The organism is Subdoligranulum sp. APC924/74 (genome assembly GCF_003324125.1).
GTDB classification, from domain to species: domain Bacteria; phylum Bacillota; class Clostridia; order Oscillospirales; family Ruminococcaceae; genus Gemmiger; species Gemmiger qucibialis.
This window is the reverse complement of sequence record NZ_PSQF01000003.1, coordinates 80504-103978: the sequence shown is the minus strand read 5'-3', so window position 1 is coordinate 103978 and position 23475 is coordinate 80504. Positions and strand designations below refer to the sequence as shown.

The 23475-nt window shown below is 53.3% G+C and carries 34 protein-coding genes and 2 tRNA genes; 19 read left to right on the top strand and 17 right to left on the bottom strand.

Annotated elements, in window-relative coordinates:
• Positions 1–171 precede the first annotated feature (171 nt).
• The 6 genes from ispE to C4885_RS02440 form a co-directional block, all read right to left on the bottom strand.
• Positions 172–1089 carry a 4-(cytidine 5'-diphospho)-2-C-methyl-D-erythritol kinase gene (gene ispE / locus C4885_RS02465; protein ID WP_113998870.1) on the bottom strand — a complete coding sequence of 306 codons (918 nt, stop codon included), beginning with the start codon at positions 1087–1089 and terminating at the stop codon, positions 172–174.
• A 27-nt stretch (positions 1090–1116) separates the two neighbouring features.
• Positions 1117–2295, bottom strand: coding sequence for a pyridoxal phosphate-dependent aminotransferase (locus tag C4885_RS02460; RefSeq protein ID WP_113998869.1), 1179 nt, complete (start codon positions 2293–2295; stop codon positions 1117–1119).
• Positions 2295–2774 carry an Lrp/AsnC family transcriptional regulator gene (locus C4885_RS02455; protein WP_113998876.1) on the bottom strand — a complete coding sequence of 160 codons (480 nt, stop codon included), beginning with the start codon at positions 2772–2774 and terminating at the stop codon, positions 2295–2297. Before C4885_RS02455 ends, C4885_RS02460 begins: the two co-directional genes overlap by 1 nt.
• A 158-nt stretch (positions 2775–2932) precedes the next feature.
• Positions 2933–3736, bottom strand: a complete 804-nt coding sequence (locus C4885_RS02450; RefSeq protein WP_113998868.1) for a TIGR03915 family putative DNA repair protein — start codon at positions 3734–3736, stop codon at positions 2933–2935.
• Entirely contained in the window at positions 3715–5079 is a 1365-nt protein-coding gene (locus C4885_RS02445) for a putative DNA modification/repair radical SAM protein (protein WP_113998867.1), read from the bottom strand. Before C4885_RS02445 ends, C4885_RS02450 begins: the two co-directional genes overlap by 22 nt.
• 170 nt (positions 5080–5249) lie before the next feature.
• Positions 5250–5876, bottom strand: coding sequence for a LexA family transcriptional regulator (locus tag C4885_RS02440; RefSeq protein ID WP_113998875.1), 627 nt, complete (start codon positions 5874–5876; stop codon positions 5250–5252).
• 319 nt (positions 5877–6195) lie between these two features.
• Between C4885_RS02440 and C4885_RS16250 the strand changes: the two genes are divergently transcribed.
• From C4885_RS16250 to C4885_RS02420, 4 genes are all read left to right on the top strand, one after another.
• Positions 6196–6480: a hypothetical protein gene (locus C4885_RS16250; protein ID WP_147237738.1), complete on the top strand. Its 285-nt coding sequence runs from the start codon at positions 6196–6198 to the stop codon at positions 6478–6480.
• Positions 6481–6578: 98 nt separating this feature from the next.
• Complete coding sequence (locus C4885_RS02430) at positions 6579–7328, top strand: copper homeostasis protein CutC (RefSeq protein ID WP_113998865.1); 750 nt, start codon at positions 6579–6581, stop codon at positions 7326–7328.
• 126 nt (positions 7329–7454) lie between these two features.
• Positions 7455–7545 (top strand) — tRNA-Ser (locus tag C4885_RS02425).
• A 40-nt stretch (positions 7546–7585) separates the two neighbouring features.
• Positions 7586–7676 (top strand) — tRNA-Ser (locus C4885_RS02420).
• A 147-nt stretch (positions 7677–7823) separates the two neighbouring features.
• Here C4885_RS02420 and C4885_RS02415 read toward each other — a convergent pair.
• Both C4885_RS02415 and C4885_RS02410 read right to left on the bottom strand, forming a co-directional pair.
• Positions 7824–9002 (bottom strand): site-specific integrase, encoded by a 1179-nt coding sequence (locus tag C4885_RS02415; RefSeq protein WP_113998864.1) that lies wholly within the window; start codon positions 9000–9002, stop codon positions 7824–7826.
• Positions 9003–9009: 7 nt separating this feature from the next.
• On the bottom strand, positions 9010–9657 hold the full coding sequence (locus C4885_RS02410; RefSeq protein WP_113998863.1) for a helix-turn-helix domain-containing protein: 648 nt from the start codon (positions 9655–9657) through the stop codon (positions 9010–9012).
• A gap of 155 nt (positions 9658–9812) precedes the next feature.
• Between C4885_RS02410 and C4885_RS02405 the strand changes: the two genes are divergently transcribed.
• The 8 genes from C4885_RS02405 to C4885_RS02370 all read left to right on the top strand — a co-directional run bounded on the left by C4885_RS02405 (position 9813) and on the right by C4885_RS02370 (position 13912).
• Positions 9813–10007, top strand: a complete 195-nt coding sequence (locus C4885_RS02405) for an AlpA family transcriptional regulator (protein WP_113998862.1) — start codon at positions 9813–9815, stop codon at positions 10005–10007.
• Positions 10008–10121: 114 nt separating this feature from the next.
• On the top strand, positions 10122–10451 hold the full coding sequence (locus tag C4885_RS02400) for a hypothetical protein (protein WP_113998861.1): 330 nt from the start codon (positions 10122–10124) through the stop codon (positions 10449–10451).
• Positions 10451–11173: a hypothetical protein gene (locus tag C4885_RS16615; RefSeq protein ID WP_199488068.1), complete on the top strand. Its 723-nt coding sequence runs from the start codon at positions 10451–10453 to the stop codon at positions 11171–11173. The genes C4885_RS02400 and C4885_RS16615 overlap by 1 nt, the downstream gene beginning before the upstream one ends.
• A complete protein-coding gene (locus tag C4885_RS02390) occupies positions 11170–11751 on the top strand; it encodes a hypothetical protein (protein ID WP_113998860.1) in 582 nt (193 codons plus the stop codon). Before C4885_RS16615 ends, C4885_RS02390 begins: the two co-directional genes overlap by 4 nt.
• 59 nt (positions 11752–11810) lie before the next feature.
• Positions 11811–12677 (top strand): sigma-70 family RNA polymerase sigma factor, encoded by an 867-nt coding sequence (locus tag C4885_RS02385; protein ID WP_158538783.1) that lies wholly within the window; start codon positions 11811–11813, stop codon positions 12675–12677.
• Positions 12678–12803: 126 nt separating this feature from the next.
• Positions 12804–13037 (top strand): hypothetical protein, encoded by a 234-nt coding sequence (locus C4885_RS02380; protein WP_113998858.1) that lies wholly within the window; start codon positions 12804–12806, stop codon positions 13035–13037.
• Positions 13034–13228 carry a hypothetical protein gene (locus C4885_RS02375; RefSeq protein WP_113998857.1) on the top strand — a complete coding sequence of 65 codons (195 nt, stop codon included), beginning with the start codon at positions 13034–13036 and terminating at the stop codon, positions 13226–13228. The genes C4885_RS02380 and C4885_RS02375 overlap by 4 nt, the downstream gene beginning before the upstream one ends.
• 18 nt (positions 13229–13246) lie before the next feature.
• On the top strand, positions 13247–13912 hold the full coding sequence (locus C4885_RS02370; protein WP_113998856.1) for a hypothetical protein: 666 nt from the start codon (positions 13247–13249) through the stop codon (positions 13910–13912).
• Between the two features lie 255 nt (positions 13913–14167).
• Here the strand turns inward: C4885_RS02370 and C4885_RS02365 are convergent, their stop codons facing one another.
• Genes C4885_RS02365 through C4885_RS02350 form a run of 4 tightly spaced genes read right to left on the bottom strand, consistent with a single transcriptional unit; the run spans position 14168 to position 15172 of the window.
• The gene (locus tag C4885_RS02365; protein WP_113998855.1) at positions 14168–14470 is read right to left on the bottom strand and encodes a helix-turn-helix transcriptional regulator; all 303 of its coding nucleotides are present in this window, start codon (positions 14468–14470) and stop codon (positions 14168–14170) included.
• 30 nt (positions 14471–14500) lie between these two features.
• Entirely contained in the window at positions 14501–14755 is a 255-nt protein-coding gene (locus C4885_RS02360) for a type II toxin-antitoxin system RelE/ParE family toxin (RefSeq protein WP_113998854.1), read from the bottom strand.
• Positions 14752–14967: a hypothetical protein gene (locus tag C4885_RS02355; protein WP_113998853.1), complete on the bottom strand. Its 216-nt coding sequence runs from the start codon at positions 14965–14967 to the stop codon at positions 14752–14754. Before C4885_RS02355 ends, C4885_RS02360 begins: the two co-directional genes overlap by 4 nt.
• A 13-nt stretch (positions 14968–14980) precedes the next feature.
• Positions 14981–15172: a hypothetical protein gene (locus C4885_RS02350; RefSeq protein WP_078783709.1), complete on the bottom strand. Its 192-nt coding sequence runs from the start codon at positions 15170–15172 to the stop codon at positions 14981–14983.
• A gap of 381 nt (positions 15173–15553) precedes the next feature.
• Here C4885_RS02350 and C4885_RS02345 point away from each other — a divergent pair, with 381 nt between their 5' ends.
• The 5 genes from C4885_RS02345 to C4885_RS16370 are packed head-to-tail and all read left to right on the top strand — an operon-like array spanning position 15554 to position 16692.
• Positions 15554–15880 (top strand): hypothetical protein, encoded by a 327-nt coding sequence (locus C4885_RS02345; RefSeq protein ID WP_113998852.1) that lies wholly within the window; start codon positions 15554–15556, stop codon positions 15878–15880.
• A gap of 55 nt (positions 15881–15935) precedes the next feature.
• Positions 15936–16115: a hypothetical protein gene (locus C4885_RS02340; protein WP_113998851.1), complete on the top strand. Its 180-nt coding sequence runs from the start codon at positions 15936–15938 to the stop codon at positions 16113–16115.
• The gene (locus tag C4885_RS16375; RefSeq protein ID WP_158538782.1) at positions 16108–16281 is read left to right on the top strand and encodes a hypothetical protein; all 174 of its coding nucleotides are present in this window, start codon (positions 16108–16110) and stop codon (positions 16279–16281) included. The genes C4885_RS02340 and C4885_RS16375 overlap by 8 nt, the downstream gene beginning before the upstream one ends.
• Before the next feature lie 47 nt (positions 16282–16328).
• On the top strand, positions 16329–16535 hold the full coding sequence (locus C4885_RS02335; RefSeq protein ID WP_078783706.1) for a hypothetical protein: 207 nt from the start codon (positions 16329–16331) through the stop codon (positions 16533–16535).
• A complete protein-coding gene (locus C4885_RS16370) occupies positions 16525–16692 on the top strand; it encodes a hypothetical protein (RefSeq protein ID WP_158538781.1) in 168 nt (55 codons plus the stop codon). Before C4885_RS02335 ends, C4885_RS16370 begins: the two co-directional genes overlap by 11 nt.
• A gap of 493 nt (positions 16693–17185) precedes the next feature.
• Here the strand turns inward: C4885_RS16370 and C4885_RS02330 are convergent, their stop codons facing one another.
• Together C4885_RS02330 and fucO are read right to left on the bottom strand one after the other, a co-directional pair.
• A complete protein-coding gene (locus tag C4885_RS02330; RefSeq protein WP_113998850.1) occupies positions 17186–17635 on the bottom strand; it encodes a hypothetical protein in 450 nt (149 codons plus the stop codon).
• Between the two features lie 200 nt (positions 17636–17835).
• Positions 17836–18984, bottom strand: coding sequence for a lactaldehyde reductase (gene fucO, locus C4885_RS02325; RefSeq protein WP_113998849.1), 1149 nt, complete (start codon positions 18982–18984; stop codon positions 17836–17838).
• Between the two features lie 395 nt (positions 18985–19379).
• On the opposite strand from fucO, the gene sdaAB reads away from it, so the two are divergent.
• Both sdaAB and sdaAA read left to right on the top strand, forming a co-directional pair.
• Entirely contained in the window at positions 19380–20066 is a 687-nt protein-coding gene (gene sdaAB / locus C4885_RS02320; RefSeq protein WP_113998848.1) for an L-serine ammonia-lyase, iron-sulfur-dependent subunit beta, read from the top strand.
• Between the two features lie 2 nt (positions 20067–20068).
• Entirely contained in the window at positions 20069–20944 is an 876-nt protein-coding gene (sdaAA, locus tag C4885_RS02315; RefSeq protein WP_113998847.1) for an L-serine ammonia-lyase, iron-sulfur-dependent, subunit alpha, read from the top strand.
• A 172-nt stretch (positions 20945–21116) separates the two neighbouring features.
• Here sdaAA and C4885_RS02310 read toward each other — a convergent pair whose 3' ends face one another.
• The 3 genes from C4885_RS02310 to C4885_RS02300 form a co-directional block, all read right to left on the bottom strand.
• Positions 21117–22106 (bottom strand): helix-turn-helix domain-containing protein, encoded by a 990-nt coding sequence (locus tag C4885_RS02310; RefSeq protein WP_113998846.1) that lies wholly within the window; start codon positions 22104–22106, stop codon positions 21117–21119.
• Positions 22107–22244: 138 nt separating this feature from the next.
• On the bottom strand, positions 22245–22736 hold the full coding sequence (locus C4885_RS02305; RefSeq protein ID WP_113998845.1) for an HD domain-containing protein: 492 nt from the start codon (positions 22734–22736) through the stop codon (positions 22245–22247).
• Between the two features lie 97 nt (positions 22737–22833).
• Positions 22834–23226 carry a BlaI/MecI/CopY family transcriptional regulator gene (locus tag C4885_RS02300; protein ID WP_113998844.1) on the bottom strand — a complete coding sequence of 131 codons (393 nt, stop codon included), beginning with the start codon at positions 23224–23226 and terminating at the stop codon, positions 22834–22836.
• Positions 23227–23475: the final 249 nt, after the last annotated feature.

Genomic DNA, 23475 nt, shown 5'->3' with positions numbered 1-23475 from the left:
CATCCAGTATTATCTGCGCTTTTGGCTTAGCAGCTGCCGCACCTCGCTCGCCGTATCGGCACTTAGAATTATGCGGTATTGCCTATAGTTTTTATAAACCATAAAAGGCATAAAATCAAAGACGCAAAAGCTATTGGCAGGTCACATGCTGCAGACCTGCAACCAGCAGGCTTATTTTTCCCGCCTGGGTGTGTGGTCCTTTTTGGCAGGGAGCGGCAAAACGCGCGCACCGCCGCGCACCGGGCGGGCCAGATAAACCTGGTCATACCCGGCCTGCAATGCCTGCTGGGCCTGTTTCGCCTTTTGCTCATCATCAAACACACCAAACACCGCCGCGCCGGAACCAGTCATCAGGCTGGTTACTGCGCCTTGGGCATTCAGCTGCTTACAGATAGCGGCTGTTTCCACCGCGCCGCTGCAATGTTCCAACGCATTGCCTGCAGCGGTGCACATAGCAGCCAGATCGTTTTCGCGGATGGCCTGTTCCTGGTGCTCACAGTCCGGGTGAACCGGGCTTCCCATGATATCATAGCGCTTGAACGCCTCCGGTGTGGAGATGCCAACGCTGGGCATAACCACCACAAACCAGCAGTCCGGGCAGGGCGGCAGCGGCTTAATCAAATCGCCCACGCCCTTTACCCGGCAGGTTCCGCCCATCAGGGCAAAGGGTACATCCGCGCCAATGCCCGCACCGATGGCACACAGCTCGCTCATTGAAAGCTGCGCGTTATACAGCTCATTCAGGCCAACCAGCACACCGGCAGCATCCGCACTGCCGCCCGCCATACCAGCCCGCACCGGCACATGCTTCTGGATTGTGATATCCACCCCGGCCAGCAGCCCGGTATAATTGAAAAACGCCACAGCCGCTTTGTACGCTGTATTTTTATCGTTGGGCGGAACAAAGCTACCCGGCAGGCGCAGGGTCAGGTCTGCACTGCGGCGCAAGGTGATGCGTTCATACAGGTCAATGGTCTGCATAACCATGTCAAGGTCATGGTAGCCGTTTGGCAGCAGTCCAGCCACATCTAGCGAAAGGTTCAACTTGGCAGGCGCCAACACCACGACCAATTGTTTTTGATATACCATATCCTGTTCAGCTCCTGTTTTTGCCGTTTATTCTGCCAGCCAGCCGTGGTCTTTCAGGAAAGTGCGGATGCGGCGCATGGCAGTTTCCAGGTGTTCCACGCTGTAGGCATAGCTGATGCGCGCATAGCCTTCCCCACTGGCGCCAAAAGCATCACCGGGGATAATGGCAACCTCCTGCTCTTTCAACAGCATTTCGCAAAATTCCTGGCTGGTCAGCCCGCTGCAGCGAATGCAGGGGAATACATAAAACGCCCCGCGCGGCTCAAAGCAGGTCAGGCCCATATCGTTCAGCGCCTTTACCACATAGCGGCGGCGGCGGTTATATTCATCGCGCATCATCTCAATAGAATCATCGCAGGAATGTAGCGCTGCGATAGCTGCATACTGGCTGGTGGTGGGGGCCGACATAATGCAGCTCTGGTGAATTTTGGTCATCACCTTGATCACCGGTTCCGGACCAACCGCATATCCCAGGCGCCAGCCTGTCATGGCATACGCTTTTGAGAAGCCGTTCACTACGATGGTGCGTTCTTTCATGCCCGGCAGTGTGGCAATGCTGATGTGGCGTTCCAATCCATAGGTCAGCTCCGCATAAATCTCATCCGAAAGCACCATAATATTGGTACCGCGCAGCACCTCCGCAATGGCTTCCAGATCTGCCGCATCCATCACGCCGCCGGTGGGGTTGTTGGGATACGGCAGGATCAACAGTTTGGTACGCGGCGTAATGGCGGCGCGCAGCTGGTCCGCCCGCAGGCGGAAATCATCCTCCACTTTGGTGGCAATGTGCACCGGCACGCCGCCGGTCAACGAAGTGATCGGTTCATAACAGACAAAACAAGGCTCCGGGATGATGACTTCATCCCCCGGTTTGACCAGTGCACGGATGGTCAGGTCAATGGCCTCGCTGCCGCCCACGGTAACAAGCACCTCGCTGGGCTGGTAGTTCAGCTCCATGCGGCGGGCCAAGTAGCGGCAAATTTCGGCGCGCAGCTCTTTGATACCCGCATTGGCGGTATAGCGCGTACGGCCTTGTTCCAGGCTACGGATGCCCGCATCCCGGATGGTCCACGGCGTCTTGAAATCCGGTTCGCCCACGCCAAGGCTAATGCAGTGCGGCATTTCGGCGGCCAAATCAAAAAACTTGCGAATCCCCGAAGGCCGCATGGATTTCGCAGCCGGCGCAAGCAGTTCATCGTAATTCATCACAGTACGGTACACTCTCTTTCGTCGGCTTCTTCGTTCAGGTACAGCTTGCCGCCGCGCTTATACGGGCGTAGTACAAAGCTGGTTGCCGTGGAAAGTACATCGTCCAGCGGAGAAAGGCGCTTTGCCACAAACAGGGCAATTTCCTGGAAGCTGTGGCCCTTGATGATGACCTGCAGATCATAGCTGCCGCTCATCAGCAGAACGCTGTCCACCTCGTCAAAGCTTGCGATCACCGATGCAATCTCGTCAAAACCGCGGCTCTTGCGCGGGGAAACGTGCAGTTCGATCACTGCTTCCACCACATTGATACCAGCCTGTTCCCAGTCGATCATGGCTTCAAAACCGCGGATATACCCCTTGGCAACCGCCTCATCCATCATAGTGGCAACCTGGGCAGGCGTTTTGCCCATCATAGCGGCGATATCTTCCACCGGCAGGCGGGCATTTTTTTCAAGAATATGCAGCAATTCTTCCATCATGCAGAAACTCCCCTATCTTTTCTGTTTTACCGTCTGCCGCAGGGCAAATTTCCTGCCTGCTTCCGGCCCGTGATCTTACACACGCATACAAATAATATATAAGTATTAGTATACCACAAATTTTTATGTCTGCACAGGGGGTAAAGCTGCTGTTTTTATCGGGCTGCTTCCGCATTTTGCTCCGCCTTACCAGCGGTTCCCCGGCCCAGCAGCGCCATTTCGCACATATCTTTCCAATAGCGCTTGGGAGCGTGGGTCATCTGGCAACGTTCATTGCGGCGCTGTTCAATGGTAACGGCATCAAAAAAGCGTTTCCACAGCTTTTGCCAGTCCAGTTCCTCCTGCCCGGTGTTTTTATCATAATGCTCCATGACCATATACTGCACTTTGCGGTCCCTGCGCAGCATGGCGATGCCGTGGGTCGCATCAAAAATCATAAAGTCTTCATCCGGCAACCGACTGCAAAAGTGCCCGCGCAGCAGCGGCAGAATCCTGTTTTTGGGGTGGATCACCGTGCCAAGCATCATATCACGCTGTTCAAAGCGGATGAACTCAATATACTTGCAGGCTTCATTATTGACCGCCCGTTCTAGGTCAAACGCCGCACAGATATCTGGGTCCCCTGTTGCACGCGCGGCAGCGGGGCCTTTTTCAAAGCAGATACGCGCAAAGCGCAGCAGGATCAGTTCATGTTCCGGGTCATCCGATAAAAATCCTGTTGTTATGCGTTCCTTTACCGTCGGTCCGAGCCGCTCCAATCCTCTTGCAACGCGCTGGGCGCGGGCAGGGTCTGTTACGATCTCGCACGAATCATAAAAGCTGATCTGCCCGCGGTCAGGTGCGCAGACGGCGGCAGGGATCTCTTTGCGGGAATAGCTTTCAAAAATGCAGCACAAAAAGCCCTGGAAGGTTCCATCATAGCGGTACACCGTGTCGGTCACATGCGCCGGGTAAGACATTGCAAAGCCTCCTGTTTTACCTCATAGGCTGCCTGGCGGGCGGGCATCCCCGCCGCGGCCAGTTTCTGCACAGCGGGCGCTGCATCCGGCAGAACCTTCGGGGTAAAGTCATCCAGCGAAAGCTGCTGCGTACCCACGGCAAATGCCTTGGGGTCCAGCAGCGCCGCGGCGATTTCCTGCCGGGTTCCGTGGGCTGCGGCGCGGCCGTTGCAGGTAATAAAGTACTGGGCACGTTTCAGCACAACCCCCATCCGCTTGAGTTCCGCCATTCCAAGGTGCTGCTGGCGGCGGGCGGACAAAATCCGCAATGCACTTTTGGGCCCGATACCCGGAATACGCAGCAGGGCCGCCTTGGGCGCAGTGTTGATCTCCACGGGGAAAAATTCCGGGTGGCGCACTGCCCAGGTACATTTGGGGTCCAGATAAGGGTCAAAGTTCGGCTCTTCCTCTGTCAGCAGTTCCCAAGCCGAAAAATCATAGTACCGCAAAAGCCAGTCCGCCTGGTACAGCCGGTGTTCCCGCAAAAGCGGCGGGCGTACATTCAGCGCAGGCAGGCGGGAATCACTGTTAACCGGAAGATACGCCGAAAAGAACACGCGCTTGAGCGAGTATTTTTTATATAAAGATTCCGCCAATCCCATAATGTGGCGGTCGCTTTCCGGCGTCGCTCCAATAATCATCTGGGTGCTCTGCCCTGCCGGTGCAAACGCCGGGGCGTGGCGGTACAGCACCAGCTCCTTTTTGCTCTGCGCACTCTGTACAGCGATCTGGCCCATCGGCTTCAAAATCGCCTGCTTCTTTTTATCGGGAGCCAGCAAGGAAAGGCTGGCTTCGCTGGGCAGTTCAATATTGACCGAAAGCCGGTCCGCCAAAAGACCGATACGCCGCACCAATTCCGCGTCCGCGCCGGGGATGGTTTTGGCGTGGATATAGCCGTTGAAATGATATTCTTGCCGCAGAATGCGCAGCGCCTCGATCATGCGTTCCATCGTATAATCCGGCGTACCGATGACCGCACTGGAAAGGAAAAGCCCTTCAATGTAATTACGCTTATAAAAGCCGATTGTCAGTTCTGCAAGCTCCCGCGGGGTAAAGGTCGCACGGGGTACATCGTTGGAGCGGCGGTTGACACAATAACCGCAATCATAACAGCAGGCGTTGGAATACAGCACTTTCAGCAGCGAAATACACCGCCCATCCGGCGTAAAGCTGTGGCAGATGCCCGCCGCCACGCTGCACCCCAGCTTGCCGTGTACCCCGGCGCGGTCCACACCGCTGGAAGTACATGCCACATCATACTTGGCGCTATCCGCCAAAATCGCAAGTTTATCTTCCAGCTGCATGGTCCGTTCTCCTCTTACTAGCCAGCACGGTTTTATAACGTGCCCTAAAAAATGGTATAAGAAATACACGCCGCCGCATAAGCATTGTTTTGCAGACGGCGTGTAGGAAAAATTTTATTCAGTTATCTGCTGGCCTCATCCGCATTACCGCGGGAACGCGCTGCGGTTTTTTACCACTTGGCTTTGGTCTCCACAACCTTACCGGCAATGTACAAATGGTCCAATTCTTCCCCGCGGATGATCAAATCCTCATAATCCGGGTTGAAAGGATGTAGCACAACAGCGTTGCCGCGCTGGATGTATTTTTTCAGGGTACCGTTGCCATCACCATACACCATAACGCCAAGGTCACCGTTATCCAGCGTATTCTGGCGGTGAATAAGGGCCAGATCGCCATCCGAAATGCGCGGTTCCATACTGTCGCCCTTAACCACAAGATAGAAATAATTCTGCGGGTCCTTTACGCTGGCGTATTCTGTGCCGTAATCTTCCTCAAAAGCAAGGGCATCGTACCCTGCGCGCACCGTCCCCACAACAGGAATTGGGCACTGGGTATACTGGCTGAACGCACGCTGCCCAACGGCGCCGTGCGCGTCTGCGTTGCTTTGCAGACCAAGCAGCATGTCTGCGGTAGTATCTAAAATTTCTGCCAGCCGGGCAACCGTCTGTGGGTCCGGGGTGGAGCGCCCAGTTTCCCACTTGCCAACAGCCTGTTGGGTAACGCCTAGCAGGCGCGAAACTTCTGCCTGGCTATAATGTTTCGCCTTACGGGCTTCTCTCAGTCGTTCTGAAAACATGGTTTTTCCTACTTTCACTGTGGTTGCCGCGCTGTACATAAAGCAGCAGTCAAGCGATGCACCCATGCACCAGCCCAAGCCGCGGCATTCGCCAAGTTTTATGGTTTCATTATACAACCCAAGGTAGTATTTGTAAAGAGATTCCGTGAAAAAATATTCTAGAAAAAGTTGTTTTGCGCCCCTTGACAACAACCGCTAGTTGTACTATTCTAGATTCATAAAACAACTTCAAGTTGTTCTTATGCATTTGTCGTTGTACTTTTATTGCATTTTTCGCAACTGTTTTTTAATTTGCGGCACGATCCCGGAGGTCATAATTATGAAAATGAATCTACTTACCGAGCTTATCTGCAATGTCCTTTTGTATTCCATCGGTTTTGGCGGGCTGATGGTCGTCTGCGCCGTGGCAGAAGGTCAGCTTTCCCTGCTGCCAGCCCTCGCCATTGGGGCCGTGCTGTGCTTCACCTTTAACGCAGTTGCTGGGGTACGCATTGCCCTGCGCAATACCAATACGCAAAAGCGGAGCGTAACCATTGCCCCGCAGCCACACCCACAAAGCAGCACCCACCCCCTGCGCGTTATGCGCGGTGGACATGCCGCTTAAATTTTGTCGGCGCTCTTTGGTAGCGCAAAGGCATTGTAACCCCGTCCGGAATGTGTTACTCTTATATTAAATAAGAAAAATCGTTTTGGAGGGTCATTATGCTGCTGGAAGTTTGTGTGGATAGCCTTGCATCGGCGCGCGCTGCCATTGCTGGCGGGGCGGACCGTCTGGAACTGTGCAGTGCACTGCTGGCCGGTGGGCTGACCCCTTATACCGAGCTGCTGCGTCAGATCCGACACGAAAGCGATGTTGCCGTGCGCTGCCTGATACGCCCGCGTGCAGGGGACTTTCTGTATATGCCGGAAGAGATTGAGATGATGTGCGCGCAGATCACTGAGCTGCGCAGTGCCGGGGCTAACGGTTTTGTGATTGGCTGCCTGAACCCGGACGGCACGCTGGATTGCACCGCAACCGCACGGCTGGCAAAGGCCGCCAATAGTGCTGGGCTCACCCTACACCGCGCCATTGATGTATCTGCCGACCCATTGCAAACCTACCGCGACGCCGCCGCCCTTGGAATTGATACCGTGCTGACCAGCGGTGCCGCCGCCAGCTGTGTGCAGGGTGTTGACGTTCTGTGCAGCCTGTTGGCAGAGCGTGACCGCACCAATGGTCCGGAAGTACTGATCGGTGCCGGGGTAAACGCCGGGGTGATCCGGCAGCTTTCGGCTGCCCTGCCGGGCGCAAGGGCTTACCACATGAGTGGGAAAGTGGAACTGGAAAGCCGGATGGTGTTCCGCCGTGAGGGCGTTCCCATGGGGCTGCCCGGTTTGGACGAGTGGCATATCCAGCAGACGGATACAGCGTCCGTGCGTGCCGCGCGCCAAGTGTTGGACGATTTGGCGTGATTTTATTGTATTTTCTCTTTTTCTTTTTAATTTTTTCAATTTCTTTTGCTGTTTTTTCATTTTCATGCTTGACATTCTGCAGGGCTTATGGTAATATAACTATCGCACCTTGGTGGTGGCCACTGTGGAGAGGTGTCCGAGTGGTTTAAGGAACTGGTCTTGAAAACCAGCGATTCGCGCGAGCGGACCATGGGTTCGAATCCCATCCTCTCCGCCATTTTGTGTGAAAAAGTGAATAGTTTATCACTTTGACTTGTGGAGTAATACTCAAGAGGTCGAAGAGGCGCCCCTGCTAAGGGCGTAGGGTCCGAAAGGGCCGCGAGAGTTCAAATCTCTCTTACTCCGCCAACAAAAACCCGCGTATCTGCGTAAGATATGCGGGTTTTTGGTTTATAAAAATGCTCTTTTACCCACCATTTTACCCACAACAGAATTAGAAACCGTTTTTGTGGCATGATATTACCCCCGACAGGCTCACGCTTGCCGGGGGTATTTTTATGCCTTTTTTACATTGTCATCAAAGAACTGCTGCATCCTGTTCGCGCTGGCCCGCTTCATTGCTTCACTTGCGTGTACATACCTCTGCAGGGTAAAGGCCGCTGTTGCGTGGCCCAGATTTGCTTGTACTGTTTTCAGGTCATCACCGTTCACCAACGCAAGCGTTGCGTTGGTATGCCGTAGATCATGCACGCGGGCATCCGGTAGCCCGATACTTGCTGCAATGCGCTTGAAGTTTGCCCACAAGGTATGCGGGTTGATACACCGGCCTAGCGCATCAGTAAAGCACAGCCCCCACACATTTTGCCACGCTGGCCCGGCGGCTAGGCGCGCCCGCAACTGGCGCTGTTTTTCCTCTTGCAGAATTTCCAACAAAAAGTCAGGTACATCCAGAATGCGGCTCTGGCCGTTCTTTGTTCCCTCTTGGATGTAGAACTGCCCGCCCTTCGCTTTATCTTTTTGCAGCTGTTGGCAGATATGCACCTTGCAATTCTCAAAATCTACATGTTCCCATGCAAGGCCCAACGCCTCACCTTCGCGCAGCCCTAGAAACAAGCAGCACATCAGCGGTGCATAGTACGGTGAATCCTGCGCCGCATCCACAAACGCAACAATTTCAGCAGGGGAGAGGGGGTGTATATCCTTAACCCGCACCGCCGGGATTTTTGCAAATTTGGCGGGGTTGCGCTGGATAGTCTGCGCTTTGACGGCCTGTTCAAGGGCGCTGTTTAACACCGTCAGAACATTCTTGATGGTCTTTGGAGCTTTCCCCGCATTGACCAACTTGCGAACCATCTTTTGCACCTGCTCTGTCGTAAGGTCACACAGCCGCACCGCACCCAAATTAGGCTTCAGGTGGTTCTTGATGACGCCTCGATAAGTCGTGATAGTATACGGCTTTTGCGTTGGAACAATAAATTCAGCAAACCATGTATCGAGATACTGCGCAAGCGTCCGTTTGTCATCGGCTATATAGGTATTCGTATCCAGCTGGCGCAGCTTCTCCGTCATCTTCTTTTTCACTTCTTTTTGCGTTGCACCGTAGATACTTAGGGTTTTGCGCTTGCCTGTGCCTTCATCATACCCCAATGTCAGCCTTGCTTCCCATCGTCCGTCTGGGCGCTGCCGGATGGAGCCTCTTCCGCTGGCGGCGCGGGTTGTTTTGTTGTTCGGCATTTAATTTTCATCTCCTACTATCGCGTAAGGATATATCGTAATTTTCAGTCATTGCGTTTATACCTTGTTGTAGCTTAAACTTGAAATACTCTTTCTTATTCTGCTGTTGCATAAATAGTTTCGCGAACTCGTAGCACACTTTCGATGATGGCTCTTTAAGTTGACTATATGCAATAATGGTACAATCATCATCGCTTAATTCTTTTGAGGTAAGTTTGACACCGGCATCCGTTAGCGCTTTTATAAGTTCGATTTTCGCTTGATTGAGGCCTTGCGCAACTGTGCAATAGTCACCCCAGCGACCAACGAGAAGCGAAAACATATCATTTCCAATCATGCTGTTTAATACATCATTGCCACCGACCTGAGGAGCCATTTTCTTTAGCTTTTTTACAGCGTTTCCTGTTAGACCTAAATCTTTAAAAAAATGGAGTTGTTCTGCTTCGACCCCACGCAGGATGTAGTCACAAGTGGTTTCAAGCGCGTCGGCAAGCCGAGCGACGTCATCTCCTTTTATTTGCCTTGTGCCGCTTTCCCACTGATTTACAGTCTCACGCTTTACATATAGCTTTTCTGACAGTTCCCGCTGTGTCAATCCTAGTGCTTCACGTTTTAGCTTTATGCGCTCACCGATGGTCATTTTGTTACTGTTCATTAGAAAATTCTCCCTGTGTTATTATTTTGTTCCAATTCCTCATTTATGGAACAAAAACTATTGATGTCTGGCAAAATTATGTTATACTAAATTTGTTCCAATGATACAGCATTGGAACAAAAAAGTCAACATTTTATTGGAATGGAGTGTCATGCATGTCGCAAAAACTTGTTCTCACCACACATGAACTGGCTGAGGTTCTTGGAATTTGCAGACCCAGCGCTTACGAATTAATGAACCGGGATGATTTCCCGTCGGTTCAAATCAGCCCGCGTCGCAAAGTTGTTCCTTATGACGCGCTCGAAACATGGCTAGCACAACAGGCAGCACATGGAGCAAAAGCTAAATGACCGCAACGAAAAAAGCCGCCCCGGTGCTGGAACACCGAGACGGCCAAAGAGTGGAGAAAAGCAGGCAAGCCCTCTCCGCTCCCATTCTACCAAATCGAAGGGAGTTTTACAAGGATGACTATTACCGAAATTTTAAAGCATGGCCGTGAGAATGCAATCCGCGCCGAGATACTGGCCGCCAAGTTGGAAACCACCCCGCGCGGACTGCGCCGTCTAATCATGCTGGCGCGAGAGCAGGGCGAGATTATCCTCTATAGCCCCGGCGGTTATGGTGGGTACTTCCTGCCGAGCGATGACCCGAAGGCTGCACAACGGGAATTGTCCGCGTTCTATCACACCCAAGCCGCCCGCTGCAAGAATGGTCTCGCTGCGATTGCGCCGGTGGCTCGGAAGTTGGGCATCCCATTAGGCCAGCTGGATTTTGAAAGTGAGGAAACGCTATAATGGCACGCCGTAGAATGTTCAGCCTTGACGTAGTCGATACAGACAGATTTCTTGATATGCCGAGTAGCACACAGGCTCTTTACTTCCACTTAGGTATGCGGGCCGATGATGACGGTTTCGTAGCATCTCCAAAACGTACCACCGCAATGTGTGGTTGCAGTGCCGATGACCTCAACTTATTGGCGGCAAAAGGTTTTGTAAAACCTTTTGAAAGTGGGGTACTGGTCATTGTTGATTGGAAGAAAAACAACCTTATTCGTCCAGATCGCTATACTCCAACGCAGTTTCAAGAGGAAAAAGCGCAACTTGGTATACCAGCGGTAAACCAAAGCGCATACCAACGGGTTCCACAGGATAGGTTAGGTAAGGCTAGGATAGGTAAGGACAGTGTAAAGAGCGAGAGTAAGGCGGACAAGCCGCCCCGCCCACGCTTCACGCCACCGTCTGAGGATGATGCTATTACTTATTTTTGCGAACAAGGTTCGTCAGCAGCAGAAGCTAAATCCTTTATTGACTACTATGCGGCCAACGGTTGGAAGGTTGGCGGAAGGTCCAGCATGAAGGATTGGCAGGCAGCTGCCCGCAATTGGTTGCGCCGTGCTGGACAGTATACCCGCCCACAGACAAGGAACGTATCGCAAGAGTCACCGGCTGATACATTGAGCCGTGTGGCGGATAGACTTAAAGCCGGAGATTTTTCACTTCTGGAGGTAGGGAAATGACCGTTGATGAAGTTACAGCTTTGATGAAATGGAACGTGGCAATGTACGCTAACTGTGCCAAGCCGTTAAGCGAGGAGAACGCCGCCACTCAAATTACGATCTGGGCAGCAGAACTTGCTAACGTACCAGCTTATGCTGGGCAGAAAGCTATGCGCAAGGCTTTTACCGTCTGCAAGTTTCCCGTGACGTTGGCCGATTTATGCGACCAGCTGCGAAGCGTCCAAGCAGAATATGCGGTTCCAGCTGCCGAAGCATGGAAGAAAATTTTGCAGATGATCTCACGCGTTCGTTATTGTGGCGAGCCGCCACTGGACTATCCAGCAATGTTTTTAGATCTTCCCGACGTTGCGCGCGATTGGCTTGGTAGCTATCATGCAGCGCTTGCACTTAACAATATGAGCGATGAGGGGCGCATGTACAAGCGTAGTGAGTTTGAGAGATTCTACGAGAAATGGACGAAGACGGCGCCACTAAATCCGGTGTTACTTCCAGTCAACGAAGAAGTAGAAAAGCAGCTTGCAGCCGAAAGACAGAAACCTTTACTCCCGCCCAAGCGCGGATATGACGGCTGGTATTAAAATGACGGTTGTGCTATCCAGACCTCACCGGGCGTGTTCATTAAGTGATGGAGGATAAAATGTCAGCAGCAGAACAGCAGGCCACAAACGCAGCCCTTGCAACACTGGCGGCCGCTGGCAACAGCTACGCGCTGGGCCAGCTGTGGGAGACAAACAGGGGACTTATCCGCTCAATGTTCTGGAAATGGTATCCCCATCACAAAAGCCTTGCAGATAAGCACGGCGTGACGGCAGATGACTTTGAACAGGAAGGCTTTTTCGCCGTCCAGTACGCCGCCCGGACCTACGACCCGGCGGCTGGCGCGTTCTCTACGTGGCTTGCCCAAGCCATGCAGCGGCAGATACAGCTTGCCTTATCCAACGGCCACCGGCGAAAATTTGTTGATGAGGACGGCAAGAGCCACACGACCAGCGCCGACCCGTTAAACCATTGTTTCAGCCTAGACTTGCCCATCGACAGCGAAAATGCAGACGGCCCCACGCTGGGCGAGGTTCAGCCAGACCCGGCAGCAGAACAGGCGTTTACAGCGGCAGAGGAGCGCATATCCAGCGCCCAAACCCGCGCCGTGCTGGGTGATGCCTTAGACCGTTGCGGCACCATAGAAAGCGCTGTAATGCGGCACAGGTTCTTTGATGGGCTGTCGATGGCGGCCACTGGCGAAAAGATAGGCATAACCCCGGCGCAGGTGCGCACTATAGAAACCCGCGCACTTCGAAAGCTGCGCAGCGACCCGAAACTACGCCGCTGGCATGACAGGGAACTTGAAAACCGTGCCTGGCATGGAGTTGGCTACCTGACATGGCGAGAGACCGGCAGCAGTGTGCAGGAGCGTGTCACTGAACGGCTGGAAACGATAGAACTGAATAAAATTGCCGCAAAGCGTGAAAAAACGCTCAAAAATGAACATTTAAGAGAGGGGGTGTGACAGATTACACAGAGACAGCAAAAGGCCCTAGCAGCGCTGCTAACGTGCCCTACAGTAAAAGCAGCTGCCCGCGCTGCAGGGCTGGATGAGAGCACGATCCGCCGCTACAGGCAAGACCCCGCCTTTATGGCAGAGTACGAGCGGCGCTGCGCTGAAATGCTGGAAACGGCCACAGACAATGCAAAAGCGGCTATGCCGCCCGCCATTGACCGCCTGCGCGGCATTATAGACGATGACCAGCAGCAGCCGCAGCAGCATATTGCGGCGGCCCGCGCTGTGCTGGAATATGGTTTGCGGCTTGTAGAGGCCAACGACTTTGAACAGCGCTTGCGGGCGCTGGAAGAAAGGAGCAGAAAATGAAACGTGACTTCACAGCCAGATTGAAAGCGCTTGAAGATTCCCTGACAACGCAAGACCCCGTTGCAATCGTTGAACCAGTGCCCGGCGGCTACCTGCTGAAAACTGGCGAACAAAAAGGCGAAATTGTAACGATGGATGAACTAAACAAACGATATGACGTTGTAATTATTGACGATGTACCCCGAATTTAAGAAAGCGAGTAAAAAGAAATGAGCAAGTACAACCGTTTTGCAAAAGACCTTGACGCGGCGTTTAAGACCTCCCGCGACGCATATGCGAAAGCGTATTCCCAATACGCACAGGCAGAACGCGCCGCCAAAGATGCACAGCGCCGCGCCCCCGATGATACCAATTATTCGTATGCGCTGCGAAAGGCTGAAACCGAAGTAGAGCGTGTGGAAAAGAAAGAGCTCTTTGAAGAAGTGCGTAAGAATGTGTGGTCTGTTTTTAACAGCAAGCGGGCAGAGCTGCGGGCAGAACTTGAAAAAGCTATTGCAGCCGATTGCATTACAGACCCGGCGGCGCTGGACACAAACGCGGTTTATCTGCTGGACAGCGGCACGATGACGGCGGCAGACTATGCAGCGTTTGCCGAAAAGTACGACGGCAATTCAACTATGTTAAAGTTGGTTGCAGCCCGCGCACACGCCGCCGCAGAGAGCGCAGAACCGAAAGAACGCGCTGCGCTGAATCAGGTGTACTCCGACTGTAAGGACGGAAACAGCGCAATCATGCGTTTGTGGGATGATATTTCACATGTCGCCAATCGGTGCAGCGGGCAGCGTTACGAGGGTTGCAATGATTCCCCCGCCGTCATTGTCGAAATGGGCGAAAAATGGGAAGAACTTTCCGCGAACGTCATTGAAAATTTTTGACGTGCGAGTATCGTGTCATTAAACTAATTTACCCCCGGCGGGACGAACCGCCGGGGGCTTTTGCATACTTTGAGCATCACAACGCCACAGCACGAGAAATACGCCTGTTTTGGTGTTTCAGGTCTGTTTAATATAGTTTTTGCCATCTGGAACGCAGAACACGTTACTGAACCTTGCAGGGGCTTTACAGCGCATTGTCTTATTCTTTGCCATCACCCCCGGCGGATTGTAACCGCAGGGGGCGTTTTTGTCTGGCTATACTTCTTGCTCTAAATATTCAAGAAATGCCTTTATAGCATCTACAGCAAGCTCTCTTTTTGTGGGTTCTTTTGGCTTAGAACTTTTCTTTATAGTGCTGGAAGTGGGAAAGTAAGTGGCAAACTCATCGTAGGTGATGCCCAGCGCAGCGCAGATGAGCGAAACCTCCGGCCAGCGCCAATCGTTCACGCCGTTGATGCGGAGAGACAGGACGCCGGGCGGAATGCCGGTTTCTTCTGCAAGGCGCTTTTGATTGTAACCTTTGCTTTTTATCAGCGCAGTAAAGGCAATATTACTCATAACGTATTATCTTATTCGTGGTTTGAACTATCAATACCTGTTGTAAATCTGCCCGCGATTCCCGGCATCTACGACCCGCACAATTAGCTTACCGTTGTCGACACTGTAGATAATGCGGTAGTCACCTACGCGCAGCCTATAAAGCCCCCTGTGGCCTTTTAGCTGCTTCCTGTCTCCCTCATCGGGTAAAGCATGAACGGCTTCCAGGATGCGCCGCTGCTGTGCTGGCGATTGTTTTTTGATGAACTTTACAGCAGCCTTATCATACAGGATTGTATATTTCATAATGCAATCCCCAGTTCTTTGCAAAGCTCATCTTCCGTGATGAACTGCCCCTTGTCCGGGTCGTTCTCGTACTTTTCTGCCAATTCCTCACAGAAACGATCATCTTCTAGTTCATCGTCAAACTCTACGCCGCGCAGGAACATCAAAATAGCCTGCATCTTGTAATCCGGCAAGGTATCAATAATCTGCTTTGCCTGCTCTCTCTCGCTCATAATAGCGCCCCCTTCACGGTTTCTCTTTGTTTAACTGTTGGCTAATTGCCGCCACAATATACGCATTCAGGCTAACTCCCTCCGCATCGGCAGCGGCTTGAACTTCATCCTTTGTCGGGCTGGTATCTTTTTTCAACACGAGGTTTACACGGTCATAGGCTTTAGCATTCCATTTGTTATTCGCCTTTGTTCTTGCTGTTCCCAATGGTTACACCTCCTCTTACATATTATAGCACGCAATCTGTACTTGCGCAAGTGTACAATTTGTACTTATGCAAGTGTATATCTTTGTGCAATTTGCATATTGAATGTACTTGCGCAATGGTATATAATAAAGATGTCGAAAGGGAAAAGGTCAAGGTAGTCGTCAAGCGAAAGCCCACCAGAAATACCAGACAAGACGCGGACAGGATTGCAAGAACCGCCACAGAGCGTGCAGACAGCACCGAGCCCCCGCGCACCCGAAGCCCCAAGACAAAAAAGAAAGCGTCCCGCAAAGGCCGACCAAAGCACCGCGAGACGCAACCCCACAAATAGGGCAAGCCTATTATAGCACGGTTTGCCCCACAAAGTAAAGGAGCAAGCTATGAAGTATGATCTATCCGCCATTATGAGCCGTGCATGGGCGATTTTCCGCAAAGGCGGGATAGTATTCGCCGAAGCCCTGCACAGAGCTTGGCAGAGCGCCAAAGCCCGTCCACAGAACGCGGCAGCGATTGCAGCAGCCAAAGCAGCCGCCGGGATTGCAGAGGATTGCAAAACGTGGGCTGACTGGAAAGCGGCGGGCTTTGAAGTGGTTCACGGCAACAAGGCGCTTTTCCGCGCCGTCCTAATCTGGGCAAGTCACGGCGATGGCGCGAGGTACACGGCAAGTTTTTTCGGCGCAAGCCAAGTGCAGCCGATTGAAGCATAACAAACGAATAAACACAGCTGCGCTAACGGCTTGACGGGCTTGCGAGGTATTGAAAATGGATGAAGCTACCGCCGAAATGATAGAACGTGCCATCGATCAGATGACCAAAGAGGAATTAAACGAGCTTACGAAACACGCTTACCGCCGATTAGTCGAACTCGGTACTAGCGAAAGCAACCTTGTGGGAATCCGCGCCAAATATGGACTTAATGAAAAGGGTGGTTTATATGACTGAACATCAGAAAAAGGTACAGCAGGCCATTGATTTGATGATGCAGATCGATGTTATCGACACCGAAATTTTTATCGAAGCCGTGAAAAGCGGTTACTTCAAGCAAGACCACACCGAAACCGAATTACGGGCATACATAGAAAACGCCCGGCAGCAGCGCAAGGCATAACAAACACGGCTGTGCTATCTGGCTATACGGGCTTATGAGGTGATGAAATGAAAGACTACGAACAGCGAGAACGTGACTTAGCTAACATGGGACACAAAGACCTAATCCGCTTTATGCGCCATGCCTACAACTGGTTACTTGATGACGGCATGAGCGAAAGCGAACTTGAAGCAAGTCTTGCGAAATTCGGACTTTGCAAAGAGGATATTTTCGCCAAGCGGCAAAGAATGGGGGATGTTTGCAATGACGGCTGAAGCATCAGAAAACATTGAAAAACTGGTGTCCATATTGCTGACCTTTTCCCCTGAGCAAATGGCCGAGTTTGTGGCAGGTGCGCGGGAAATCATCACCCGATACGCCCCCGAAAGATTGACCCCGTGCGCCAACACCCCCGGCGGGAAGAACCCATAACAGGCAGAGCGCCCTTAGCGGGGCGCTTTCCCCATTTATGGGACTTCTAATTTACCCACAACTTTACCCACAACAAAATAAAGCTCCATTTTTTCCAATTACACCAAATTGCAAATAAGAAGCGGCGTACCGAAATTTATTTGTAAAAGATTGTACTTGATTACATTAGATTTGCAACAAAAATGCAGTTCAAATCTCTCTTACTCCGCCAACAAAAACCCGCGTATCTGCGTAAGATATGCGGGTTTTTGGTTTATCTAAACGCACCTCTACCCCAACATTTACCTCAATAATCCCCCTATCTAGGGTGTATCTGAAACGTCGAAAATATCGTCTATTTCTACAAACGCAAAGGGGATGAGCAGCCCCGTTAAAGCCGTTACATATGTTAGTTGTAACTAACGCTTTTTTCAAAAAATAGCCGGCGTGTTTCCACAAGCGTTTTGCGGGTATACTCCGGCTTTTATTATACGGTGCGGCACAAGGATGCAGTTCAGGATGCGCGGCGGCGGAACAGCACCGCCAGAGACCATACCAGCGTGGCCGCGCTGAACCACAGCCCGGTGCTGAACGCGTTGGCTGCCGCTGTGCGCAGCATGGCACCGGGCATGGGGATCTCCGGCATATGCCTGGCCGCCTGCCACACTGCCGCTGCTTGAACAGCAGCCTGCTCCGCCCCAACGGCGCAGCCAACGGTAGAAAGGATCATCGGCAGCAGCAGGCGCTTTTTATCCTTATGGCACCAGCCCAGCAGCAGGCCTGCGGAAATTATTCCCGTCCCCCACGGCAGAAGCCCCAGCAGGGTGCCCAGCCAGCTGTCGGGCTTCGTGCTGACAAATACCGCCGTTGGGCCATCTGCTCCGCCAATAATGCCAATGGTGCTGCTGGCCTGCGCTCCCCTTGCCTGCACCCGGTCTTTCAGCTGGTTCCAAAATTGGCTCACGATCTTCCCTGCCTTTCATTTGTTGTTTGACCGCTGCATGGTTCTTGTTTGGTTAGTTATACTATAGCATGTCACGCTGTTTTCGTCAATGAAACATTAAAATCGCAGCATCCCTCAATATTTCTGCCACGAAAAACCGCCCCGCATGCAGCAGTGGACAGCATGCGGGGCGGTAATTATAGATTCAGTTCATCGAAAGATCACAGCAGGCCCTTGTACAGTTCCTTGATCTCCTCAACGCTGGTATCACGCGGGTTGCCGGGGCAGCAGGCATCGGCAAAAGCGGACTCTGCCAGGAACTGGATGTCCTCTTCCTTCAGGATGCCATGCAGGTTTGCGGGGATGCCAACATCGGCGCTCAGCTGCTTGACGGCTGCGATGGTTGCATCAGCGGCTTCGGCATCATTCATCTCGTCAATGCCGGTCACGCCCATAGCCTTGCCGACTGCGCGGTAACGCTCGCCTGCAACACTCTTGTTGTATTCCAGGCCGGTGGGCAGGATGATGGCGCAGGCAACGCCATGCGGGGTGTCGTACAGAGCAGACAAACCGTGTGCCATGCTGTGGACAATGCCCAGGCCAACATTGGAGAAACCCATGCCGGCAATGTACTGACCCAGAGCCATGCCTTCGCGCCCTTCCGGGGTGTTCTGCACAGCGCCGCGCAGGTTCTCGGAGATCAGCTTGATGGCTTCCAGGTGGAACATATCAGAGATGGTGCAATGGCCCTTGGTGATGTAGCCTTCAATGGCATGGGTCAGTGCGTCCATACCAGTGGCGGCGGTCAGACCCTTGGGCATGCTGGACATCATATCGGGGTCAACCACAGCGATTTCAGGAATATCGTTGGTATCCACGCAGACGAACTTGCGCTTCTTCTCTACATCGGTGATGACATAATTGATGGTAACTTCGGCAGCGGTACCGGCGGTGGTGGGTACGGCAATGGTAAACACAGCGTGCTTTTTGGTGGGGGCAACGCCTTCCAGGCTGCGGACATCCGCAAATTCGGGGTTGTTGATGATGATGCCGATAGCCTTTGCAGTATCCATGGAGGATCCGCCGCCGATGGTCACGATGCAGTCCGCCTCAGCTGCCTTGAAAGCAGCAACGCCGTCCTGCACGTTCTGGATGGTGGGGTTGGGCTTGATTTCGCTGTAAACAGCATAGGGGAAGCTGGCTGCATCCAGCAGGGCAGTGATCTTGCCGGTAACGCCGAACTTGATCAGGTCGGGGTCAGAGCAGACAAAAGCCTTTTTATAGCCGCGGGCGGTCAATTCGGGAACAATGTTCTCGATTGCACCATGGCCATGGTAAGAGATCGTATTCAAAACAATGCGGTCAGCCATAATGGTATTACCTCCGTTTTCTGTGCATGGTTTGCTCTTGGGCACGCGCTGTACGCAGCCCGTTCCATGCCTTTGTTATAATTATAACATCGTTTTACCCTGCCGTCTTTGGGCTTTTGTATCCGCTTTATTGTGAAAATTCCACTTTGCTGTTAAGCCGCCCAAAAGTTTCTAAAGTTTTTGGGCATTTCTTCCGTGCTGTCCCCCACTTGCAAACACCTGCGCGATATGCTATACTGTTTTTGCAATGAGGCGCGACCTGTTTTTTGGCCGCGCCTTTTTAACTATCAGGCCAAAACCGCGGCGCGCAGCCCGGTTTTTATAAGGTGTATCTGAAAGCAAAGAAATAGGCCAGATTTTCGACTTTTCAGGTACACTCTAGGAGGGATAACGTCATGCGCTTATTTGATGTGCTGGGCCCCGTGATGACAGGCCCTTCCAGCAGCCACACGGCTGGCGCGGTGCGCATTGGGCTTACAGCGCGCAACCTGTTGGGCGAAACCCCAAAAACCGCCGAGATCCTGCTGCATGGCAGCTTTGCCGCCACAGGCCGCGGCCACGGTACCGACCGTGCGCTGGTGGCCGGGCTGCTGGGCATGCTGCCAGACGATGAACGCATCCCGGACAGCTTTTCCCTGGCGCAGCAGGCCGGGCTGGATTATACCATCGGCACCGTGGTGCTGCGCGGTGCCCACCCCAACACCGCCCTGCTGCGGCTGGAAGGGGTGAGCGGCCGCAAGCTGGAAGTAATGGGTGCTTCCATCGGCGGCGGGCGCATCAACATCTGCCAGATCGACGGCATTACCACCAACTTTGGCGGCGACCACAACACCCTGATCGTTCACAATCAGGATACCCCCGGCCATGTGGCCGAAGTGACCACCGCATTGGCGCAGCGGGGCATCAACATTGCCACCATGCAGCTGTACCGTTCCACCGCCGGGGGCTATGCCGTAATGGTGCTGGAATGTGACCAGCCCCTGCCGGACACCTTAATTGCCGAACTGCGCGGCATGCAGGGCATTGTGAAAGTGACCGGTCTGAACCTTGCGCAGCAGACCGAAACAAGGGAGGGCGCGTGATTATGGCATATTCTTCCGTTAAAGCAATGCTGAACGTCAGTCGCCAGAACAACCAGCCCCTGTGGGACGTTATTTTGCAGAGCGACCTGCTGGAAAGCGGGCTGACCCGCCCCCAGTCCCTGGCCGAAATGCACCACCTGTGGCAGGTGATGGTGCAAACCAGCGATAACTACTGTGGCGCGGATCGTTCCGCCAGCGGCTTTGCGGGCGGCGATGCTGCCAAAGTGGCCGAAGCCGAAGCCCGCGGCCAGCTGTTGACCGGCGGCTATCTGGCCCAGGTGATGGCCGAAGCCCTGAAAACCGCCGAATGCAACGCCTGCATGAAACGAATTGTCGCCGCGCCCACGGCGGGCAGCTGCGGCGTTCTGCCCGCGGTGCTGCTGCCCTTGTGGCGCAGCGGCAACTATAACGAGGAAGCCATCTGCCGCGCGCTGTATGTCTCCGCCGGGTTTGGGCAGGTTGTGGCCGCGCGCGCCACGCTGGCCGGCGCCGAGGGCGGCTGCCAGGCCGAGGTCGGCGCTGCCAGCGCCATGGCAGCCGCCGCCCTGGTGGAGCTGCGTGGCGGCACCGCCGAACAATGCGCCGAAGCCTTTGCCATGGCGCTGACCAACCTGGAGGGCCTTGTGTGTGACCCCGTGGCCGGGCTGGTGGAAATTCCCTGCATCAAGCGCAATGTGATCGGGGCCATGAACGCAGTCTCCTGCGCGGACATGGCGCTGGCCGGCGTGGTAGGGCATATCCCCGCGGACGAGGTGATCGACGCGATGGCCGAAGTTGGCGCTGCCATGAGCAATGACCTGCGTGAAACCGGCATCGGCGGCCTTGCCGGCACCCCGACGGGAAAGGCGATCCGGGATATTGTGCAGATGCAGGGCTGATGCGCAGCATCAGAATAAATAATAAAGAATAATGGCGGTGTGCGCGCCATGCGCGCACATTAAAATAAGGCGTTACTTTCCTTCATTGGCAATTTGCTGTAGGAAAGTAGCGCCCTATTTTTTGAGCCGTGCCACCGCACGGCGGTCCACCAACATTATTCTTTATTCATTATTATTTATTATTTTGCTTTCTCAGCGCCATTTTCACCACCAGCACCAGGGCCGCATACAGAATGCCGCCGATGGCCCAGATGAACCAGCTGTATTGGGGCTGGCCGTTGCCCTTGGGGCCAAAGGTGTACAGCAGGAATGCCGCCGTGACCACCAGCCAGTACACCACGCTGATGGCGGTACGCAGCTCACGGGTGGCTTTGCTGTGGCGGGTGTAGTCTCCTTCTTCCAGCAGCTTTTCCGTTGCGCCATAATAGGTCCCGCCCAGCACAAAGGCAAAAACGCCGCAGGCAACCAACACCAGCAGAACACAAACCGCCGCATTCATCACGATTCCGCTGTTCACCATCATGGCCACAAACAGCGGAATAGCGGACAGAATGCACAGCACAGTGCCGGTCAGGTTCAATTTATCATAGGTGGGACGGTACGCCGCCTGGCGTTCCCGCACCATGCCGGTCACGCCGTATTCTGTTTCAAAGGGTTCCTTTTCCAAAAAATCAAAGTCCCGGTTCTTCGTGCCGCACAGCATAAACAGCACCACAGCCGCGCATACCATTACCAGCAGAACGCACAGGCCAATTCCGGTCGCCACATTCTCGTTCAGGCCAAACTGGGAATGCTGGCAGATTTCGCCCAAAAGCAGCAGCATAACAGGTGAAGCAACACAGAGCGCGGTTCCCCACGCCATGTAGGGAGCGTTGACCTTTGCCTGGGCCAGGGCAGCGTTAGCCTGCTCCAGCGTTACACGGCGCAGGGCGGTGGGCTCACTTTCGGCATATTCCGGTTCGCCCATCTCGTCTTTTAACAGGTAATCTGTGGTAACGCCAAACAGTTTGCTGATCTGCAATATCTTTTCAATGTCCGGCACCGACTGTGCACCCTCCCATTTGGAGACCGACTGCCGGGTCACGTTCAGCTGTTGGGCAAGTTCTTCCTGGGAATATCCTGCCTTTTTGCGCAGGGCGATCAATTTGTCTGCAAAGATCATGGTCAATGTCCTTTCTTGTGTTGTGGGGTTTTGTTTCGGTGGCTTTATCGTACCAGCTGGTGCCGTTGCAAAAAAGAACCTGACTGTTGGAAATGTGTCAACCGCCGGTTGCGGACAGAAAATTTATCGTAGTATCGTTTACAACACAAACATTTCTTTGCAGATTGTTTTGCCTGTCTGCGTTTTGAAAATTTTATCCAGCGCGTTCTGCGCCGCTGCTTTGGGTACAGAATCCTCATACAGATTGACCAGGAAATCCGCTTCCACTAAAATCTGATAGTCCATTCCGTTGATATTGGTATAGGTATGGTGGTGCCCCACCAGATAAGCAACGCGGTCGGCCTGCACCGGGGTAAAGCCGCATTCCAACATCATGGCGCGGGCCGGGGCGGGGCCGAGCTCTTCCTGATATTTGCCCGCGGAGCTGCCATAGGTCTGCTCTGCCGGTTTGATTCCGATATCATGCACATAGGCAGCGGCTTCCAGAATTTCCAGCGTTGCGGCATCCATCCCCTCCTGCCGGGCAATCAGCGCAGCAAAGCTGTGCACCTTGATAAAGTGCTGGATGCGGGCAGGATCCGCCGCGTAATATGTAATCATATGCAAAGCAAGGTCATCCAATTTTGTCATGTCTTATTTCCCCTCTCATTCTGTTACAAGTCAAGCATCTGTCTGTATTGTACTGCACCGCCCTATAAAAGCAAGGGGCAGTTTTCCTTTTTTGGGGTCAATCGTAATCGTATTCCGGGCTTTCAGCCACGCGGATGTCCAGCCAGCGAGCCAGACGCTCCATCTCAGCATTGGTGATGCGTCCGGTATCCGATAACGCCGCCACCATGCTGCGCAGGTCCCCGCCATACAGAGTTTGCAGGTGTGCCGCACTGACTGCCCCGCAATAGGTCACACGGCGCACCAGCGGGGTATAAATATTTTTGTTGCCCTGCTTTTCGGGCCGTACATAACCCTTGGCTTCCAGCCGCAGCAGGAAGTTGAGCAGTGTGGAATCCGCCCACACACAGTCCGGCGGCAGTTTGGCCGCGATCTGCCGCCGAGTGGCCGGTTTGCCGCATGCCCACAGCGCCGCCATGACCTGCTCTTCACTGGTTGAAAGTGCTTTCATTCTTCTCCCCACCCCATCCTTTTATGTTTGTGGTTGATTTTTACACTTTTATTTTACATCTGTGGCAGATATTTTAGCAAGGTGCATTTTTGCACAAAATTAGCACTTACTTTTTGGCTGTTTTGGCGGTCAGTATTTCATGTTTGTAAAAGTATCTGTTTTCGTTTTGCGCACATCTGTACTTATTGGCAGGCTGCCCGCGGCAATTTTCCACTTTTTTCGGTATTTTGACAAACGTGTTTTGCTTGC